This is a genomic window from Pseudoalteromonas tetraodonis, assembly GCF_002310835.1.
Lineage (GTDB): Bacteria > Pseudomonadota > Gammaproteobacteria > Enterobacterales > Alteromonadaceae > Pseudoalteromonas > Pseudoalteromonas tetraodonis.
In genome coordinates this window covers 1,770,498-1,789,798 of the sequence record NZ_CP011041.1, presented here as the reverse complement: position 1 = coordinate 1,789,798, position 19,301 = coordinate 1,770,498, and the positions used below count along the sequence as shown (strand labels likewise).

Below are 19,301 nucleotides of genomic sequence, written 5' to 3'. Positions count from 1 at the left end.
GAGGTGATTTGGGTATAATCATATCGAAAGAAAAATGTGACCCGTAATGACAGGAAGAACATGAAACAAATCGACATAGACGACGAGTTATATCAGTACATTGCAAGCAATACACAGAGTATTGGTGAGAGTGCATCCACTATTTTACGTCGTTTATTAAATCTCAACGGCGAAAAAATTAACACCACTAAACTAGACACTGATCATAAAAATGAAACCGTTAGTGTGTCTAATTCATCACTAGAACAACCTATAGCAGACGTTGAACAGCCAACCCAAGTGGCAAAACCGCCGGTAAATAAAAAAAATGCAAACGTATTTAACATTTTAAATAAAGAAGAGCTGGCAATGCAAAAAGGTGTTGTTGGTCGTTTCTTATTTATATTAAGTGCATTTTACCGAACGCACAAAACAGACTTCTCTGCGGTGCTTGATATAAAAGGCCGCGATCGTGTTTACTTCGCGACCAGTAAAGAAGACTTAGTGAATAGCGGTAGTAGTATGAACCCAAAAAATATCACTGACAGTGAATATTGGGTGATGACCAATTCTAATACCACGCGTAAAAAAATGATGCTGCATGAAGTTGCACTTAGTTTAGGCTACAGCAACGAGCAAGCTGAAAAAATTCGTGATTATCTTTAAGGAAAGACCATGGCAATTCATTCCGGCGCAGGTAAAACTGCACCACAATCGGCTTTAGTGAATGTACCAAAGTTAGTGTCTGCGTATTATTTAAATGAGCCTGACTTAGAGCAAAACCCCGAGCATTGTGTTGCATTTGGTACCTCAGGACACCGAGGCTGTGCCTACGATGTAAAATTTAACGAATCGCACATATTATCAATCACCCAAGCTATTTGTGATTACAGAAAACAGAACGATATATTTGGTCCGTTATTTTTAGGTAAAGATACCCACGCACTGAGCGAGGCGGCCTTTAACTCAGCAATTGAAGTGTTGGTTGCTAATGAAGTCCAAGTGATCACCCAAGAAAATGGTGACTTTACTCCAACGCCAGTTATTAGCCATGCTATTGTTAGTTATAATAAAAATCATCCTAATGAGCTTGCCGATGGCATTGTAGTGACTCCATCTCATAATCCACCAGAAGATGGCGGTTTTAAATATAACCCGCCCAATGGCGGTCCTGCAGATACAGACGTTACAAAATGGATTGAAGACAGAGCCAATCAATTATTATTAGAAGACTTAGTTGAAGTAGAACTGTTTCCTTTTGCTAAAGCTTCACGTTCTGGTTTTATTCGCTACGAAGATTTAATGACGCCTTATATTGATGATTTAAAAAACATTATTAATTTAAAAGCGATTAGCGATGCAGGCATCAAGATTGGTATTGATCCATTAGGTGGCTCAGGCATTAACTTTTGGCCAGTGATTGCGCAAAAATATAATTTAGATTTAACGGTCGTTAATGACAGTGTTGATCCACGTTTTGCATTTATGCCGCTTGATAAAGATGGCAAAATTCGTATGGATTGCTCATCACCTTATTCAATGGCTAATTTAATTGCCCTTAAAGATGATTTTGATTTATCGATTGGTAATGACCCTGATTATGACCGTCACGGCATAGTAACACCAGATGGGTTAATGAATCCTAATCACTTTTTAGCCGTAGCGATTGACTATTTACTAACGCATCGTGATTGGGATGCCAGTGTTGAAATCGGTAAAACCCTTGTTTCTAGCTCAATGATTGACAAAGTAACTGAGCGCAACAAGCGTAAAGTAAAAGAAGTACCCGTTGGCTTTAAATGGTTTGTTGAGGGTTTAAACAAAGGCAAATTGGCCTTTGGTGGTGAAGAAAGCGCTGGAGCGGCTTTCTTACGTTTTGATGGCACGGTTTGGTGTACAGATAAAGATGGCTTTATCATGGGGTTACTCGCCGCTGAAATTCTTGCTGTTACAGGTAAAACACCGTCTGCGCTGTATAAAGAACTAGAGCAAGAGTTTGGTGCGCCACTTTATAAACGCCTAGATGCGCCAGCAACGCCTGAGCAAAAGTCGCGATTAAAAGCACTCAGTGCTGATGACGTAAAAGCAGATACCTTAGCGGGTGAGCCTATTTTACAAAAGCTAACTCATGCGCCAGGTAATAATGCAGCTATTGGTGGGCTAAAAGTGGTAACTGAAAGCGGCTGGTTTGCGGCGCGTCCGTCAGGTACGGAAGATATTTATAAAATTTACTTAGAATCATTTAAAGGCGAAGAGCACTTAGCCTTATTAGAAAAAGAAGCTAAAAAACTGGTTGATTCAGTGATTAGCTAATATACAATTACAACTAAAAACGGCTGATTTTATCAGCCGTTTTTGTATCTATAATTTACAAAAAAAGGGCTTTTATCGTTATGTCAGCCACTGCAGAATATATTAATCAATTAAAACAAGATGGTGATTTTTTAACGCTTTCGCGAAACCATGAATGGCATTTAGATGCAGGTCAATTTACGCTTAACAACCAGACTAAAGTAACCGTGCATGACACCGGTGTGATTGAGTTTGAGCCTGATTGTGTTACCTCAAAAAATGTGGTGCTATCCAGTGCCATTCATGGCAATGAAACAGCCCCCATTGAAATTTGCGATGAACTCATTAAACACATTATTAGTGGGCAACTTGAATTACAGCAACGTGTTTTATTTATTTTTGGTAATCCTCAGTCAATTAATATTGGTAAACGATTTGTAGAAGAGAACTTAAACCGCTTGTTTAACGGCCACCACACTGTCGATGGTATAGCGATGAACGACGAACGCGTTCGCGCTGATAAACTTGAGCAATATGTTAGCGATTTTTACGCCCGTTCAGAGCAGGGTACGTATCGCTGTCATTATGATTTACATACCGCTATTCGCGGTTCTAAAAACGAAAAATTTGCTGTTTACCCATTCTTACATGGCAAGCCTTGGAAAAAGTCGCAACTGCAGTTCTTATTAAGCTGTGGTGTGAATACAGTATTGATGATGAAGTCGCCAGCCACCACGTTTAGCTACTATTCGTCGTTTGTGCATGGTGCCGACTCATTTACTGTAGAGCTTGGGCAAGTGAAACCCTTTGGTGAAAATGATATGACTCGTTTTGCAAAAACAAAACAAACTCTAACTGCATTAATTAGCCAAAAAGAAGTAAAATACCCAGAATTTAATGCAAGCGACTTTGAGTTGTTTTCTGTTCATCGAACTATTAACCGAACAGAGCAAAACTTTAGTTTTCCGTTTTCTGACGATGCCGAGAATTTTACAGGGTTTGCAAAGGGTGAGCTTTTAGCCACCGATGGCGATAATGCCATATATGCCGACGTAGAAGGGGAAGCAATTATTTTTCCTAACGCACAGGTTGCCATTGGGCAACGTGCATTACTTACAGTAGTCCCTATGCAAGTGGATAGCCGCTTTAGCTAAATCAACACATCAGACCACTTGTTATGAAACTTTAACCAACTGATTAATAAGTGGTTAATTATATGTATAGTTAACTTGCCAGTTTTTTGCTCATTATTTACTTTTCTTTGGTCACAGTTTTGTTGAATAACACTTTACGTTAACGTAAAGTGTTGGCAGCTTTAATTAAATACAGTGCAGATGTTGCAAAGTTTATTCAGCAACTATCACCCATAATAATAATCCAAAGGGGCGCTGTGATACCGACAACAAAAGAAGGTAGGTTATGAGTAATCCCAATAACGTATCGCTGAATATTAATCATGAGCTTGAGTTTATTGACGGCCACGCACTTAATATTCCAACCCTGAGTATTTTAACTGAGGACGGCGACATTCATCCTAGTGCTCCTGCACCTGATATTTCTAAACACACCGCTATTAAATTATACGAAACCATGCGTTTTATTCGTTTATTGGATGAACGTATGCAGGGTGCTCAACGCCAAGGGCGTGTTAGCTTTTACATGCAGTGTTTAGGAGAAGAAGCGGCGGTAACAGCCTCTGCTGCAGCCCTTGAACAAGATGACATGATCATGGCGCAATATCGTGAACAAGCAGCCTTACACTATCGTGGTTTTACCCTTGATCAATTTATGAACCAAATGTTTTCTAATGAATTAGATTTAGGTAAAGGCCGTCAAATGCCGATCCATTATGGTTCTAAAGCACTTAACTACATGACCATTTCATCACCTTTGGGAACACAAATCCCACAGGCTACGGGTTACGCATATGGTCAAAAAGTAAAACACATTGATGCTAAAACAGGTGAACTAGCAAGTACTATTGATAACGTTACTATTTGTTATTTTGGTGAAGGGGCTGCTTCAGAAGGTGATTTTCATGCAGGCTTAAATATGGCTGCAGTACATAAAGCACCGGTTATCTTTTTTGCACGTAACAATGGTTATGCTATTTCAACCCCAGCCGATGAGCAATTTAAAGGCGATGGGATTGCATCGCGTGGTGTGGGTTATGGTATTAAAACTATTCGTGTTGATGGCAGTGATGCGCTCGCCGTTTACGCGGCTACTAAAAAAGCCCGCGAAATTGCTGCAACACAAGGTGAACCGGTATTAATTGAATCGATAGCGTATCGTTTAGGTGCGCATTCAACATCAGATGATCCAAGCGGTTACCGTTCAAAAGATGAAGAAGCAAACTATAAAACATGCCCAATTGAGCGCTTTAGAAAATGGTTAGTAAAACAAAATTGGTTAGATGACGCAGAAGATATCAAAGCGAAAGAAACAATTCGTGATGATATTTTAGCGGCACTAAAACGTGCTGAAGTAATTGATAAGCCGGCGTTAGAAGAGCTAATTTCAGATGTTTACGATACGCCAATTCCATCTTTACAACGTCAATATGATGAACTTAAAACGCATATAAAAGCACATCCAGACGCCTACCCAACAACAGCAGGGAGAATTAAGTAATGGCTAAAATGAACATGCTACATGCAATTAATTCTGCTTTAGATATCACCATGAATGAACATCCTCAAGCGTGTATTTTTGGTGAAGACGTGGGTTATTTTGGCGGTGTTTTTAGAGCAACATCAGGGTTACAAGAAAAGTACGGTAAGCATCGCGTATTCAATACCCCGCTCACAGAGCAAGGTATTTTAGGCTTTGCAAATGGTTTGGCAGCCTTTGGTGCACCTGCATTGGCAGAGATTCAATTTGCTGATTACATCTTTCCTGCGTTTGATCAAATTGTGAATGAATCGGCTAAGTTTCGTTATCGTAGTGGTAATGAGTTTAATGTGGGTAATCTAACGATTCGTACACCTTACGGTGGCGGTATTGCTGGTGGTTTGTATCACTCGCAATCGCCAGAAGCGTACTTTGCTCACACGCCAGGGTTAAAAATTGTCGTGCCGCGTAACCCGTACCAAGCTAAAGGCTTACTGCGTGCCTGTATTAAAGACGACAACCCAGTGCTATTTTTTGAGCCCAAACGTTTATACCGCGCTTCAACTGGTGAAGTGCCTGAAGAAGATTACAGCATTGAACTTGGTAAAGCTGAAGTGGTTCAAGAGGGTACTGACGTTACTTTATTAGCGTGGGGTGCACAAATGGAAATTATAGAAGCAGCGGCAAAGCAAGCCAGTGAACAGGGCATTAGCTGTGAAGTGATTGACCTTCGCAGTATTTTACCATGGGATGTTGAAACGATTGCTAAATCAGTTACTAAAACAGGCCGTCTTATTGTTAGTCATGAAGCACCTATTACTAACGGTTTTGGCGCAGAAATAGCCGCAACCATCGCTCAAGAGTGTTTTCTGCATTTAGAGTCGCCTATTTTACGTGTGTGTGGTTTAGATACGCCATACCCGCTGGCGCTCGAAAAAGAATATGTTCCAGATGCATTAAAAGTAATGGCCGCAATTAAACAATCAGTGAACTTTTAGGGGCTTCCATGGCTAAAGATTTTATATTACCCGACATTGGTGAAGGCATAGTTGAATGCGAAGTAGTCGAATGGCTGGTACAAGAAGGCGACACTGTAAAAGAAGATCAGCCTATTTGTGATGTGATGACAGATAAAGCCTTAGTGCAAATTCCAGCGGTACACGATGGGGTGATCACTAAGCTGCATTGTAAAAAAGGCGATATTGCTAAAGTACATGCGCCGTTATTTGCAATGGATGTTGCCGGTGAAGCGCCTAGTGAAGAGACTCAAACAGCTTCTTCACCAACAAGTGCTCGTGAACACTTAGAAGACTTTATTTTACCCGACATTGGTGAAGGTATTGTTGAGTGTGAAATTGTTGAATGGTTAGTGGCAGAGGGCGATGAAATAGAAGAAGACCAAGCCGTTTGTGATGTAATGACCGATAAAGCATTAGTACAAATACCGGCTAAATACACCGGTACAGTGCAAAAGCTGTATTATCAAAAAGGTGAAATTGCAAAGGTGCATAGCCCATTATTTCAAATGACGGTTGCAGGGCAAGTCGCAAAAGAAGACGTTGATGTTAACCAAGCAGTTGTAAAAGCACAAAGTAACGCAACGTCAGACGCACCTGCTAAGCAAACGCAAACTGCGATAGTTAATGAAAAAGCGGTTGCATCACCGGCGGTTAGGCGTAAGGCGCGTGAGCTTGACGTTGATTTAACCTGCGTACCAGGCAGTGGTAAAAATGGCCGTATTTATAAACAAGATATTGAAGCGTTTATAAAAAATGAAGTGCCATCTGGCATGGATACCTCTGAGCTTAACAAGCCACAAACTACCCAGAGTAAAAACACTCGTAGTACTGAACACGCAACTAGCGCGGGTGGAACGCGAACAGAAGTAATTAAAGGCATTAAAGCGGCCATGGCAAAACAAATGGTGGCGTCGGTTTCTACTATTCCACATTTTACCTACAGTGATGAAATTGACTTAACTGATTTAATTGCACTTCGAACTGATCTTAAAGAGCAATATAAAGCACAGGGTGTTAAGTTAACTATGATGCCGTTCTTTATTAAGGCGTTATCGTTGGCAATGACTGAATTCCCGGTACTCAACTCAAAACTAAACGATGATTGCAGTGAAATTACCTACTACGATGATCACAATATTGGGGTTGCAGTGGACTCTAAAGTGGGCTTATTAGTACCAAATATTAAAGCCTGCCAAACTAAGAGTATTGTAGAGGTGGCTAATAATTTAACGCAATTAACTGACTCAGCTCGAGAAGGCCGCGTAGCACCAGATGATTTAAAAGGCGGTACTATTAGTATTTCTAATATTGGTGCGATTGGTGGCACTATAGCTACACCAATTATTAATAAGCCAGAAGTGGCGATTGTTGCCTTAGGTAAATTACAGCACCTTCCGCGCTTTGACGAGCAAGGGCAAGTGGTATCGCGTGCAATTATGCAAGTAAGTTGGTCAGGGGATCACCGTGTAATTGATGGCGGCACTATCGCGCGCTTTAATAATTTATGGAAAGAATACTTAGAGCAGCCAGCTAAAATGATGATGGCTATGCGCTAAGTCTTTATATTCATTTATAAATTAAAAAACCAGCAACTAGCTGGTTTTTTTATAACTAAATAAATAAAAGCTAGACTGATTTAGCTCAGAAAATACAGGCCATAACCAACCATTAATGCTGGAATAGCGGTATATAGCGTGGCAATAATAGCCGCTTTAGGTGTCATGGCAATGGCTGGGAAAAGCGCATCGCCATCGTTGGAAATGGCATTGGCCGCTAATGCGCTAAACGGAATAACCCCTTGAATATATAAAGTGGTAACAATTATTTGCGGGCCACAGCCAGGTAAAAAACCAATTAATACCGCTATGAGCGGGGCCATATAAGCATAATTTAAAAACCATGTTTTTAAGTCAAGGCCAAACACTGTCACCAGTAGTTCAAATAATATAAAGGAGGCAACCACCCACGCGGTTACAAAATGAGTATCTTGCAGTACTTTTGTGAGTTTTGAAGGTGGACTGCATATATCATCTTCTGAGGTTACTTCTTTATAGCTTTCACCTTTTGAAGATAACGCCCACATAAATACGACAAACAACGCCATTAATGCGCCAAAATGAGTAACAGTGAATGTGGTGTACTGCCCAAATTGGCTCAAATCAATATTAAAAGCGAGTAAAAAGGCAATGAGTAACCCCGGAATAATAGCGATGTACCAAATAGGCTTACTGAGCGTAATTATCTTCGTCGGTAAAAGGGTAATCTGTGGTGTGTGCTTTTGATCAGTTGGGCATAAGTAGCCTGTTTTATGAAGTGTGTTGACGATTAAACCCGTTACAGAACCAACCACAAACCCTATTGCCATGATGGTTAAACCCTCGGTAGGGCGAGTCGCTAATAATAAAAACGCGGCATCACCCATAGTCGCCGTTAATACAGCCACAATTGCGCCAAAGCTAGCTTGGCCTTTTGTAAATTGAGTCACCACAATAATCGCGCCACCACAGCCTGGTAACATGCCTAAAAAAGCAGCAAAGCTGACCTCTAATACCGGTGACTTAGCATTTAGGTAACGAAGCTCTAGTTGGGGTAAATGATCAATCGCGTAGTAGTAAATAAATAAGGTCGCAGCAACAAACACACTCACTTGAAAAAAAGCATCACTGAGTGCAGTAATTGTTATGGTGCGTAAATCGGGCAGGGCTAGACAGACTAAAATTAACAGAGGTAAAATTAGGCGTTTATTTTGATGAAAAACACGTTTTGCAGCTGGCGAAATAACTCCTAAATGGGATGTTAAAAACATACAGTACGACCTAATTAAAGAATGAGATCGCACTGTACTATTTTATTAAATGATAATCAATATCATTTGAGTGTTGGCGCAGTAGTTACTTTTTACGTTGAAACTCTGAGTTTTCATTCCACGTAGGCCACAGAGTTTGTTGTGAAATATCAAAACCTACTTTATAAAATAATTGTAAATCTTGAACCGCACCTGATAAATCCCACTCATCACGGTATCTATCACAAGGTTGGTGGTAACAACCACGCAGTACTAAGCTCATACGCTTACGGTAATTTGCAGTTTCTTCATCAAACGCTTGTGTACCGCCACCGGCATACATGGCAGGAACACCCATATTAGCAAAGGCAAAGTGATCTGAGCGGTAGTAACCACCTGAAGATGGTTTAGGGTCGCCCGATACTGTTCTGCCTTGCTCTTTGGCCGCAGTTGCTAATAGCTCATCCATTTGTGATTTACCAATACCCACCACACTAATATCTTTTACTTTACCTAATAGGTTTAAGCTGTCCATATTAATATTTGCAACGGTTTTATTAGCTGGAATAACTGGATTCGCAGCATAATATTTCGAGCCTAATAAACCTTGCTCTTCAGCGGTTACCGCTAAAAAGGTCATTGAACGGTCAGGGCGTTTACCTAGTTTGGTAAAGGCTTCGGCAACTTCTATCATACCGGCTGTACCTGTTGCGTTATCGTGTGCGCCGTTATAAATTTGATCGCCTTTACGGTTTTTATCCGTTCCTAAATGATCCCAATGCGCAGAGTAAATAATATGCTCATCGGGTGTTTTACTACCAGGAAGAGTGGCAATAAAGTTATAAGATACCGATTTTTTGATGGTGTTCTTTACATTCACAGTGGCTGTTAAATCGCCCATATCAACATGGTAAGCACCTTTGGCAGCGTTTGCTTTGGCGGTTTCAAAATCAAGGCCTGCTTTAGAAAAAAGCTCTTTTGCTACATCAACAGTAACCCAACCTTCAACAGCAACACGGTCCATATTATTGTTTTCTTTTACGAAACCAAATTGCTCGCCACTCCATGAGTTCTCAACCACAGACCAAGGGTAAGACGCTGGAGCAGTTTCATGAATAATAATAGCGCCTGCAGCACCTTGACGGCTTGCTTCTTCGTATTTGTAAGTCCAACGCCCGTAATAGGTCATTGCATCGCCGGTGAATAAAGCAGGATCTTTAGTTGCAAAACCCGGATCGTTTACCAGCATAACAACGGTTTTACCTTTAACATCTAGGCCTTCGTAATCATTCCAGTTATATTCAGGTGCGTTAACACCGTAGCCCACAAATACAAGCTCCGAGTTTTCAATTCCTTCTTGCGCACTAATACGGCTACTACCCATAACCATGTCTTTTTTGTATTGGTAGTCTTTATCGCCAATATTAAGCACCATATCAGAGTCTGCTTCTAACGATACAAGCGGCACTTCTTGGAAAAAGCTGTCGCCATTACCCGGCTCAAAGCCTAAAGCAGTAAATTCTTTTGTTAAGTAATCAAGCGTAAGCTTTTCACCTTCAGATGAAGGAGCACGTCCACCAAATTCATCAGAAGCTAACACTTTTACATGCTTAGCAATTTCATCCGCTTGAATGCTGTTGTAGCCTTTAGCGACATCATCAGATGTGATACTTGTTGTTGCACAACCGGCTAAAATTGCCGTTGTTATTAGGGTCAAAGAAAAATAACGTTTCATATTGGCTCTTTTTTTGTTCTAAGTGGCGTTAGTATATGAACTTCTGTTAATTAGAACCAGTTTTTGCGGTAAACTGTTGCTGATAAAAATGTACAGTAAAGGTAACAATGAAGCGTTTTACTCCCCCAGAACAATTTCAAGTAACGAGTATAAATGGAGGTGCATTTGAGCACCTTCGTCAGCTGTTTAAAATAGATCAGCAAACAGACTGGCCTGAGCCTGCGTACTTTACCCCGTATTTAAACGCCATCAATGCTAATAATCTGCCAATTCGTTTTGTCGATGATGCCAAGGTTGATTTTGCTGAGCGCTATTATGAACAAGTCATTTTTGAAACAGGGGACGTGCCCACCCGACAACAAAACTGGCATGATCTGTTTGGTGGTTTTATTTGGTGCTTATTTCCAAAAACAAAAGCCCTTATTAATCAGCGTCATGTTGATGAAATAGCGTTGCATGGGTTAAAACAACGAAGTAAACACCGTAACGCACTGACCTTGTTTGACGAATGCGGTGTGGTTTTAGCTATTAGCGAATCACAGTGGAAAGAGTGGTTAAGAGATCATCAATGGAAAACAGCCTTCATCGAACATAGAGAGCAGTGGGGTAAAACCATTGCACCTTTCATGTTTGGCCATGCCAATTATGAAATGTTAACCAAACCTTATATTGGACTGACTGGCAAAGCCTTATTTGTAAATGTACCGAATGAAATATTTTGTAAAGATTTAGTAACTCAATACCAGTACCTAGATCAGCGCCTTTATGAGATGATTAAAACTGATGATTGTTTAGCCGATAACAAACAGCTTTCACCTTTACCTTTATTAGGTGTTCCTGGTTGGTGTGATGAGAATAACAATCCATCATTTTACGATAACACGGACTATTTTAGACCGAAACGAAGGACACGAAAATGATAGAAGTTACCGCGCTTAAAAAGAAGTTTAAGCTCACTAAAGATCATAAAAAAAATAAAATAGATGATATAGACCCCCGTGAAGATAAAGATTATTTTCACTCGGTTAAAAATGTCAGCTTTAGCTGTGCAAAAGGCGAAGTATTAGGGCTGTTAGGGCCTAATGGTGCGGGCAAAACCACGACATTAAGAATGATCTCTACCGCTTTAAAACCGGATGATGGCAGTATTACTATTGCAGGAAACGACATAATTAAAAAGCCACTCATTGGGCGCAAGTGTATTGGTTTTTTATCCGGCTCTACTGGTTTATATGGTCGTTTAACGGTAAAAGAAAACATAGAGTACTTTGCAAAACTGCACGGCATGAGCAAGCCGGCTATTAAGGCACGCTGTGAAGAGTTATTTACCTTACTTGATATGCATAAATTTATTGATAAACGCGCTGAGAACCTATCAACCGGCATGAAGCAAAAAGCCAACATTGCGCGTGCTGTGGTACATTACCCAGACGTTGTTATTCTCGATGAGCCAACTACAGGCCTCGATATTATGACCACCCAAACGGTGATCAACTTTATTAAAGGCTTAAAAGCACAAGGTACTCCTGTTATTTTTTCTACGCATCATTTAGATGAAGTAGCCCTTTTATGTGACCGCGTTGCGGTGATTAATGAAGGCGTTAGTTGTTTTGATGGCACGCTCGCTGAATTTAAACAAGCAGGCAACAGTGAAGAATTAAACCAAGCGTTTATGAACATATTAACGGAGAAATATGATGTTTGAAGTATTTAAAAAGGAATTAACCGAGCTACTACGCGATAAAAAAACTTTATTGTTCGTGGTGGTATTTCCTATTGTGGTTTTCCCGTTGTTATTTGCTGTGGTTGCGTTTATATCCTCGCAAGCTGCGCTTGATGCTGAACAAAAAGTAAATACCTATGTGATTATCAATGGCGAATATGCACCAGAATTTACTGATAAAGTGTTTTATCACAAAAGCTTTGAGTTATATAAAGGTGATAAAACCTTCAACAGTATTGAGGAGCTAAAAGCTGGTGTAAACGCTGGCGATATCGACATGGGAATATACCTACCAAGTGATGCAGTGCAAACATTAAATGAGCAACAGCAAAGCGAATGGCAAGTTGTATTTAATGATTCAAAATCAATTAACTTCTTATTTGAGCGTGTCAAAGAGCTTGCTAAAGAGTACAGCGATACTTTACAAGAAAGTAAATTATTGAGCTTTGGTATAGATAAAAGCGCACAAGAATCTATTTTAAAGCCAGTTAATGTAGTTAAAGTAGACACTGCCGATAAGCGCGAAAACCTAGGTGAAAAAGTGGGTGGGTTTTTACCTTATCTACTTATTCCGTTAGTACTGGTAGGCGCAACGTATCCAGCTATTGATTTAGGGGCCGGTGAAAAAGAACGAGGTACCTTAGAAACCTTATTACTTACACCTATTACTCGTACTGAGCTAGTATTGGGTAAATTTATTACTCTACTCACCACGTCAATTGCATCAACTACGATAACCGTTATTAGTATGGGGTGTTGGATAGCCTTAGCGCTGGCTTTTGCTGATCTTGAATTTATCAAAGCCGCTTTTAGTACATTGGCTATCACAGACTTACTAATGATTTTTGTATTATTATTGCCTATAGCAGCAACCTTTTCTGCATTAGCTCTGGCAATATCAATCTATGCACGCTCGTTTAAAGAAGCGCAAAATTACATGACGCCATTAAGCATGGTCGTGTTTTTCCCGATTATTATTTCAATAATGCCTAACATGGAACTTACTTCTAAAACGGCGTTTATTCCGGTAACTAACGTCGCCTTAGCGATTAAAGAAATTGTTAAAGGCACTGTTGATTACACGCTGGTGGGATTGATATTCCTAGCAACAGCACTCATCGCTGGGGCACTACTGGCATTTTGTGTGAAATGGTTTAACCGTGAAGATGTGTTGTTTAGATAATTCATAAGTATAAAAAAGGTCGCAGAGCGACCTTTTTTATTAATTATTACTAGGTTTTAGTGCTGAAATGAGTACTTAAAAAATCGAGCTTGGCTTACAGAAATTAATAAAAAACCGCTGTATGAAAAAACTATACAGCGGTTTTTTAATTAATTTTAAGCTTATGCATTAAATTGATTTTTGATTGTTTCAATCGCGCTATCAATATCTATCATTAGCTTTTCACCAGTGCGGCGGTTTTTAAGTTCTACCTTGTTTTCATCAAGGTTACGCTCACCAATTACAAGTGTGTAAGGTACACCGAGTAATTCCATGTCGTTAAACATAACACCAGGGCGCTCTTTACGGTCATCAAATAGCACATCTAAACCTGCATCTTTCAAACCTTGATATAGATTATTAGCAATATCAGGGATGCGATGCGATTTATGCATATTCATTGGCACAATTGCTAAATCGAAAGGGGCGATGGCTTTAGGCCAGGTAATACCGTATTGGTCATTATTTTGCTCAATGGCAGCGGCAACTACGCGCGATACACCAATACCATAACAACCCATAGTCATTGTTTGGTTTTTACCCGATTCGCTTAATACACCTGCTTTCATTGCTTCTGAGTACTTAGTACCTAGTTGGAAAATATGACCAACTTCAATACCGCGCTTAATTTGCAACGTGCCTTGACCACACGGGCTAGGATCGCCCTCAACAATATTACGGATATCAGCAACCTCGTAGTCTGTTACGTCGCGATCCCAGTTAATACCACTAAAGTGCTCATCGTCTTTGTTGGCACCAGCTACAAAATCAGCCATTACATTCGCGGTTCTATCAACAATAATGGGCATGTTTAAGCCAACAGGGCCTAAAGAACCCGGTTTTGCGCCAATGGCAGCCACAATATCTGCCTCGGTTGCCATTTCTAATGGTGCAGCAACCAGTGGGTGTTTTTCAGCTTTAAGTTCATTAAGCTCGTGATCGCCACGCAGTACTAGTGCAACTAAGCCACGTTTTCCGTCTTCATCAGGGGCGCCATAAACAATCAGTGTTTTAACACCGCGATGTGGTTTTACACCATAGTGTTTTTTCAGCTCATTAATTGTTTTAGCATCAGGCGTTGGGAATGCTTTTAGCTCTTTGCTTGCTTCAGGGCGCGATTCAGTTGGCGCTAGCGCTTCTGCTTTTTCAATATTAGCGGCGTAGTCACTAGCATCACTAAAGGCAATAGCGTCTTCGCCAGATTCAGCAAGTACGTGAAACTCATGCGATACACTACCGCCAATAGAGCCTGTATCAGCAATAACAGGGCGGAAATCAAGGCCTAAACGTTCAAAAATATTACAGTAGGCTTTGTGCATAACTTGATAAGTTGCATCTAAACATTCATCGGTTAAATGGAATGAGTAGGCATCTTTCATAGTAAATTCACGAGCACGCATAACACCAAAGCGCGGACGACGTTCGTCACGTACTTTAGTTTGTACTTGGTACAAAGTAATAGGCAGTTGCTTGTAGCTGTTAATTTCTTTGCGGACAAAATCGGTGATCACTTCTTCATGGGTAGGACCCATAGCAAATTCACGATTGTGACGATCAGTAAAGCGCATAAGCTCAGGACCAAACTCACTCCAGCGGCCCGATTCTTCCCATAAGTCAGCCGGTTGAATTACTGGCATGAGCATTTCAATTGCGCCTGCTTTATCCATTTCTTCGCGTACAATGTTTTCTACTTTTCTAAGCACACGTAAACCAGAGGGTAGCCAAGTGTATAAACCCGAAGCGACGCGACGGATCATTCCGGCTCTAAGCATTAATTGATGCGATACAATTTCCGCATCTGATGGCGTTTCTTTAAGTGTAGCGAGTATATATTGACTAGTACGCATGTTTTTTCCGAAATAGAGTAATATGTTCTTTTAATTAAGGCGCTCAGTTTACCAGCGGATGCATTGACACTAAAGCGCTAAGTGATTTTTTATCGCATTTTATAGCCATAGCAGGGTTTTAAAGTTAGTTTAACTGGGCTCTATATGAGTAACCAGATGATGAGAGTCAGTCACTTGCCAGGTAATGTTGTATTCATACAAATTCATACCATAACTTTGCATGCCTTGTTTTTGCTTTTTATACGCTGGGCGAGGATCTTGTTTTAGCACATTGCTGATAAATGCTTGTAGCTCAGGATAGTGGCTTTGTTTATTTATAAATTCCAAAGCTTGCTCACTAAATTCAACACTCATTTGAGTTTCTGGACGCGTATCGGCAAATCCAGCGCTTGCATCAGGTAAAGCGTCTGAATAGGGCAAATAAGGCTTAATATCAACAATAGGTGTACCATCAAGTAAATCAATACCGGCGAGCAATAACGCTAACTGCCCATTTTTGTATTCAATTCCCTCTAACTTAACAGCACTCATCCCTATAGCGTTAGGTCTGAATGTAGCGCGTGTGGCAAAAACGCCTTTACGTTCATTGCCACCAAGGCGCGGCGGGCGCACCATTGCTGAATAGCCTTTATCCGCGGTTTCATGAAAACGAAATAACAGCCAAATGTGGCTAAATTCATCTAAACCACGAACAAATTCTTCACGATTAAAATCTGGAGCAAAAATAAGTTTAGCTTTTGCTTCTGGCACTAATCGAGGTTGTCTAGGAATGGCAAACTTTTGTTTATACGGTGATTGAATATGGCCAATAGCCGAAATCTGATAATCGCTCATAATGCTCGCTAACAAATAAAATAGGGGGGTATTCTACCTGTAATTACCATTGGTGGCATTAGCTTAATATAATCAGCATAAAGAGAGTTTAGACTGACTGGTTTAAATGTGGGATAAAAAAGGGCAAGGCTAAACCTAGCCTTACCCTTACATTGCAACTATTGAGTTGTTATTAAAACATATATTGGAAAGATACTGACGCAACGTCCATTTCTGGATCAATATCATCATCTAATTCGTAACGCTCATACTCTAAACGCACTTGCATATTGGTTGTGAAAGCATATTCAATACCTGCACCATAAAATACGTCACCACCGTCTTGTGATACGCTAACGCTGCCTACTGGTAGTTCTTGAGTTAAATCAGCATCCCATTCAAACCAACCGCCTTTTGCATAAACAGAAAAATCTTCAGTGATTGGCGCTGCAAAACGCGCTGCTAGTGATACCCCATCAATTTCTGCTTTACTGTCTATGTCACTCACTTCATCAAAATTTTGATAAGCAAGTTCAAGGCTGAAATGTTCATTAAATTGAGTACCGATATAACCTTTTAACATTTGCGCGTCGTCATCGAAATCGGTGTCGTTTTCGCTATCTTCAAACTGAAATGAATATTGGCCGTAACCAATACCCGTATAAATACGTGGAGAGTCCATGTCGGTAACATCAGCCTGTGCTGCTGAATTAAAACCCAGTGTTGCTAAAGCAAGTGCAGAAAGAGAAAGTGTTTTAATCATTGTATAGCTCCTTTAAAAAATAAAATCTAATGTTCGATAGATTCATCAAACGTCGATTTACTAATTGCAGTGAACATGCCAATATTTTTTTTGTTTAATATTTGCTCTTAAAGTGTATTTATTGAACTTTTTTGGTGGTTTCAGTACGCAAAACATCCAGCTGTTAAGCGTACTGTTAATTTGTAAAAAATAAAAATTGTAGAATTTACAGCTTGTTGTAGTTTATACATACCTGCAAAAGGTACTTAATTAAACTTGATAAAGTAAGTTTTCTGTTTCTATCGCTATTTGTTTCATTTTAATGGCGTAATTTTCTAGCTTTTTATCTTCGTCAGTAACAGATGTGAATTCAGGAACGGCAACAGGGTAACCCGTCTCATCCATAGCAACAAAACTTATTACACAATGATTAGTTTCAACTAAGTTTTGGGTTTTAGGGTCGCCACAGCGTACTTGAATGAAAATTTGCATACTGGTTTTGCCGGTGTGTGCAATTTTGGCTTCCACTTCAACAATTTGGCCAACCAAAATAGGACGGCTAAACTTAACGCCTGCAACCGATACGGTTACGCAGTAATGACCGCTCCAACCTGCAGCACAGGCATAGCCTGCTTGGTCAATCCACTTCATGACCACACCACCATGCACCTTACCACCAAAATTTACATCGGTAGGCTCTGCTAAAAAACGAAAAATTACACTCGACGACGCCATAACACACTCTCATTTATTCATATTACTTAACAGCATAGCGCAAAAAAGGGGCCGAAGCCCCTGCAATTTAGGATAAGTTTATAATTTCTTTAGAAAGGTTGTTACATATTGGGGTAGTTAGGACCGCCAGCACCTTCAGGAGTGACCCAGGTGATATTTTGGCTTGGATCTTTAATATCACAGGTTTTACAATGCACACAGTTTTGCGCATTGATCACAAAGGCTCGCTCGCCTTCGACTTCTTGTACTTCATAAACGCCGGCAGGGCAGTATCGCTGTGCAGGTTCATCAAATTTAACTAAATTTACCTTAATCGGAATTGATGCATCTTTGAGTTTTAAATGACACGGCTGCGATTCTTCATGATTAGTGTTTGATAAAAATACCGAAGAAAGCTTATCAAAGCTGAGTTTGCCATCAGGCTTCGGATAGGCAATCTTTTCAGCTTGATCAGCGTCTTTTAAAGTGGCGTGATCGGGTACGTTATCTTTAAAACTAAACGGTAGGGCACCCTTAAATATGTTTTGATCAAGGGTGTTGTATGCACCGCCTGCAAATTTACCTAATGAATGCATTGCAGGGCCAAAGTTACGAGATTGATACAGCTCTTTATACGCCCATGACTTTTTAAACTCAGCGGTGTACTGGGTTAAATCAGTGTTAGCTAAATCGTTTTGTAGCGCATTAAAAATGACCTCAGCGGCTATCATGCCTGACTTCATAGCCGTATGATTACCTTTAATTTTTGCAAAATTAAGCGTGCCTGCATCACAGCCCACTAACAAGCCACCCGGGAAATGCATTTTAGGCAAAGAGTGTAGACCGCCTTTGGCAATGGCGCGCGCACCATAAGCAATACGCTCACCCCCTTCAAGGGTGTTTTTAAATACCGGGTGGTGTTTTAAGCGCTGAAACTCATCAAATGGGCTTAAATGTGGATTTGAATAATTTAAATCAACAATTAAACCAACCAACACTTGGTTGTTTTCGCTATGATACATAAAAGCACCACCGCCAGTATCGCCACTCAATGGCCAACCGGTTCCGTGAACTACTTTACCAAGCTGATGTTTAGATTCATCCACTTGCCAAATTTCTTTAAAGCCTAAACCGTAATGCTGTGGCGAGCATTCATCGTCTAAAGCAAACTGATTGATCAGTTGCTTACCTAAATGGCCGCGACAGCCCTCAGCAAATACCGTGTATTTAGCACGTAACTCCATACCCGGCATGTAACCGTCTTTTTCGTCGCCGTTTTTATCCAGCCCCATATCACCGGTAATAATGCCTTTAACAACATCATCTTCAATAATAAGTGAATGAGCACTAAAGCCTGGAAATATTTCAACGCCCAAGTTTTCTGCTTGCTCAGCAAGCCAACGACATACATTCCCCATAGAAACAATGTAGTTACCGTTATTATGAAATGTGTTTGGGGTTGCAAAATGAGGAATAGAGGTTGCTTTTTGTTCGTTATTAAACCAATAAATTTCATCGCTTTGGACTTTAGTCGTAACAGGCGCGCCCAATTCTTGCCAGTTTGGCAGTAGCTCATCCAATGCTTTGGTTTCAAAAACAGCACCCGATAATACATGCGCGCCCACTTCAGAGCCTTTTTCAACCACACAAATCATGTACTCTTGTTGTTTTTCTTGTGCTTGCTGCGCGAGTTTAATTGCTGTTGAAAGCCCAGCAGGGCCTGCCCCTACAACAACAACATCAAATTCCATGGTTTCGCGTTCAATCATAATAACCTCTTTATCTATGACGGACTCACTTTTGCCCTGTAGGCAAAA

At 40.4% G+C, this 19,301-nt stretch carries 16 protein-coding genes; 9 read left to right on the top strand and 7 right to left on the bottom strand.

Features of this window, described 5'->3' with window-relative positions; genetic code table 11:
- The first annotated feature begins 60 nt into the window (after positions 1-60).
- From seqA to PTET_RS08235, 6 genes are all read left to right on the top strand, one after another.
- The gene (gene seqA / locus PTET_RS08260) at positions 61-645 is read left to right on the top strand and encodes a replication initiation negative regulator SeqA (protein WP_008113782.1); all 585 of its coding nucleotides are present in this window, start codon (positions 61-63) and stop codon (positions 643-645) included.
- Between the two features lie 9 nt (positions 646-654).
- Positions 655-2,292 carry a phosphoglucomutase (alpha-D-glucose-1,6-bisphosphate-dependent) gene (gene pgm, locus PTET_RS08255; protein ID WP_013465002.1) on the top strand — a complete coding sequence of 546 codons (1,638 nt, stop codon included), beginning with the start codon at positions 655-657 and terminating at the stop codon, positions 2,290-2,292.
- 80 nt (positions 2,293-2,372) lie between these two features.
- Positions 2,373-3,425 (top strand): succinylglutamate desuccinylase, encoded by a 1,053-nt coding sequence (gene astE, locus PTET_RS08250; RefSeq protein ID WP_096038452.1) that lies wholly within the window; start codon positions 2,373-2,375, stop codon positions 3,423-3,425.
- 265 nt (positions 3,426-3,690) lie between these two features.
- Positions 3,691-4,905, top strand: coding sequence for a thiamine pyrophosphate-dependent dehydrogenase E1 component subunit alpha (locus PTET_RS08245; RefSeq protein WP_096038451.1), 1,215 nt, complete (start codon positions 3,691-3,693; stop codon positions 4,903-4,905).
- The gene (locus tag PTET_RS08240) at positions 4,905-5,882 is read left to right on the top strand and encodes an alpha-ketoacid dehydrogenase subunit beta (protein WP_013464999.1); all 978 of its coding nucleotides are present in this window, start codon (positions 4,905-4,907) and stop codon (positions 5,880-5,882) included. Before PTET_RS08245 ends, PTET_RS08240 begins: the two co-directional genes overlap by 1 nt.
- Positions 5,883-5,890: 8 nt before the next feature.
- Positions 5,891-7,459, top strand: a complete 1,569-nt coding sequence (locus PTET_RS08235; RefSeq protein ID WP_096038450.1) for a dihydrolipoyllysine-residue acetyltransferase — start codon at positions 5,891-5,893, stop codon at positions 7,457-7,459.
- A gap of 80 nt (positions 7,460-7,539) precedes the next feature.
- On the opposite strand, the gene PTET_RS08230 is transcribed toward PTET_RS08235, so the two are convergent.
- Positions 7,540-8,709, bottom strand: coding sequence for a putative manganese transporter (locus PTET_RS08230; protein WP_096038449.1), 1,170 nt, complete (start codon positions 8,707-8,709; stop codon positions 7,540-7,542).
- A gap of 85 nt (positions 8,710-8,794) precedes the next feature.
- Positions 8,795-10,423, bottom strand: a complete 1,629-nt coding sequence (locus PTET_RS08225; RefSeq protein ID WP_096038448.1) for a M28 family metallopeptidase — start codon at positions 10,421-10,423, stop codon at positions 8,795-8,797.
- Positions 10,424-10,530: 107 nt separating this feature from the next.
- On the opposite strand from PTET_RS08225, the gene PTET_RS08220 reads away from it, so the two are divergent.
- Genes PTET_RS08220 through PTET_RS08210 form a run of 3 tightly spaced genes read left to right on the top strand, consistent with a single transcriptional unit; the run spans position 10,531 to position 13,329 of the window.
- Positions 10,531-11,343 (top strand): DUF3025 domain-containing protein, encoded by an 813-nt coding sequence (locus PTET_RS08220; protein WP_096038447.1) that lies wholly within the window; start codon positions 10,531-10,533, stop codon positions 11,341-11,343.
- Complete coding sequence (locus tag PTET_RS08215) at positions 11,340-12,128, top strand: ABC transporter ATP-binding protein (RefSeq protein ID WP_096038446.1); 789 nt, start codon at positions 11,340-11,342, stop codon at positions 12,126-12,128. Before PTET_RS08220 ends, PTET_RS08215 begins: the two co-directional genes overlap by 4 nt.
- Positions 12,121-13,329: an ABC transporter permease gene (locus PTET_RS08210; protein ID WP_096038445.1), complete on the top strand. Its 1,209-nt coding sequence runs from the start codon at positions 12,121-12,123 to the stop codon at positions 13,327-13,329. The genes PTET_RS08215 and PTET_RS08210 overlap by 8 nt, the downstream gene beginning before the upstream one ends.
- Positions 13,330-13,490: 161 nt before the next feature.
- On the opposite strand, the gene PTET_RS08205 is transcribed toward PTET_RS08210, so the two are convergent.
- The 5 genes from PTET_RS08205 to PTET_RS08185 form a co-directional block, all read right to left on the bottom strand.
- Positions 13,491-15,215 carry a proline--tRNA ligase gene (locus PTET_RS08205; RefSeq protein ID WP_033103411.1) on the bottom strand — a complete coding sequence of 575 codons (1,725 nt, stop codon included), beginning with the start codon at positions 15,213-15,215 and terminating at the stop codon, positions 13,491-13,493.
- Positions 15,216-15,344: 129 nt separating this feature from the next.
- Positions 15,345-16,049: a tRNA (N6-threonylcarbamoyladenosine(37)-N6)-methyltransferase TrmO gene (gene tsaA / locus PTET_RS08200; RefSeq protein ID WP_013464991.1), complete on the bottom strand. Its 705-nt coding sequence runs from the start codon at positions 16,047-16,049 to the stop codon at positions 15,345-15,347.
- A gap of 172 nt (positions 16,050-16,221) precedes the next feature.
- A complete protein-coding gene (locus tag PTET_RS08195; protein ID WP_058154661.1) occupies positions 16,222-16,791 on the bottom strand; it encodes an outer membrane beta-barrel protein in 570 nt (189 codons plus the stop codon).
- 249 nt (positions 16,792-17,040) lie between these two features.
- Positions 17,041-17,505, bottom strand: a complete 465-nt coding sequence (locus PTET_RS08190) for an acyl-CoA thioesterase (protein WP_024602547.1) — start codon at positions 17,503-17,505, stop codon at positions 17,041-17,043.
- Between the two features lie 101 nt (positions 17,506-17,606).
- Entirely contained in the window at positions 17,607-19,253 is a 1,647-nt protein-coding gene (locus PTET_RS08185) for an electron transfer flavoprotein-ubiquinone oxidoreductase (RefSeq protein ID WP_096038444.1), read from the bottom strand.
- Between the last annotated feature and the right edge of the window lie 48 nt (positions 19,254-19,301).

What these genes read in the sequence shown, in the direction of transcription:
- seqA (WP_008113782.1), top strand. Translation starts at nt 61, where the DNA reads ATGAAACAAATCGACATAGACGACGAGTTATATCAGTACATTGCAAGC.
- pgm (WP_013465002.1), top strand. Translation starts at nt 655, where the DNA reads ATGGCAATTCATTCCGGCGCAGGTAAAACTGCACCACAATCGGCTTTA.
- astE (WP_096038452.1), top strand. Translation starts at nt 2,373, where the DNA reads ATGTCAGCCACTGCAGAATATATTAATCAATTAAAACAAGATGGTGAT.
- PTET_RS08245 (WP_096038451.1), top strand. Translation starts at nt 3,691, where the DNA reads ATGAGTAATCCCAATAACGTATCGCTGAATATTAATCATGAGCTTGAG.
- PTET_RS08240 (WP_013464999.1), top strand. Translation starts at nt 4,905, where the DNA reads ATGGCTAAAATGAACATGCTACATGCAATTAATTCTGCTTTAGATATC.
- PTET_RS08235 (WP_096038450.1), top strand. Translation starts at nt 5,891, where the DNA reads ATGGCTAAAGATTTTATATTACCCGACATTGGTGAAGGCATAGTTGAA.
- PTET_RS08230 (WP_096038449.1), bottom strand. Translation starts at nt 8,709, where the DNA reads ATGTTTTTAACATCCCATTTAGGAGTTATTTCGCCAGCTGCAAAACGT.
- PTET_RS08225 (WP_096038448.1), bottom strand. Translation starts at nt 10,423, where the DNA reads ATGAAACGTTATTTTTCTTTGACCCTAATAACAACGGCAATTTTAGCC.
- PTET_RS08220 (WP_096038447.1), top strand. Translation starts at nt 10,531, where the DNA reads ATGAAGCGTTTTACTCCCCCAGAACAATTTCAAGTAACGAGTATAAAT.
- PTET_RS08215 (WP_096038446.1), top strand. Translation starts at nt 11,340, where the DNA reads ATGATAGAAGTTACCGCGCTTAAAAAGAAGTTTAAGCTCACTAAAGAT.
- PTET_RS08210 (WP_096038445.1), top strand. Translation starts at nt 12,121, where the DNA reads ATGTTTGAAGTATTTAAAAAGGAATTAACCGAGCTACTACGCGATAAA.
- PTET_RS08205 (WP_033103411.1), bottom strand. Translation starts at nt 15,215, where the DNA reads ATGCGTACTAGTCAATATATACTCGCTACACTTAAAGAAACGCCATCA.
- tsaA (WP_013464991.1), bottom strand. Translation starts at nt 16,049, where the DNA reads ATGAGCGATTATCAGATTTCGGCTATTGGCCATATTCAATCACCGTAT.
- PTET_RS08195 (WP_058154661.1), bottom strand. Translation starts at nt 16,791, where the DNA reads ATGATTAAAACACTTTCTCTTTCTGCACTTGCTTTAGCAACACTGGGT.
- PTET_RS08190 (WP_024602547.1), bottom strand. Translation starts at nt 17,505, where the DNA reads ATGGCGTCGTCGAGTGTAATTTTTCGTTTTTTAGCAGAGCCTACCGAT.
- PTET_RS08185 (WP_096038444.1), bottom strand. Translation starts at nt 19,253, where the DNA reads ATGATTGAACGCGAAACCATGGAATTTGATGTTGTTGTTGTAGGGGCA.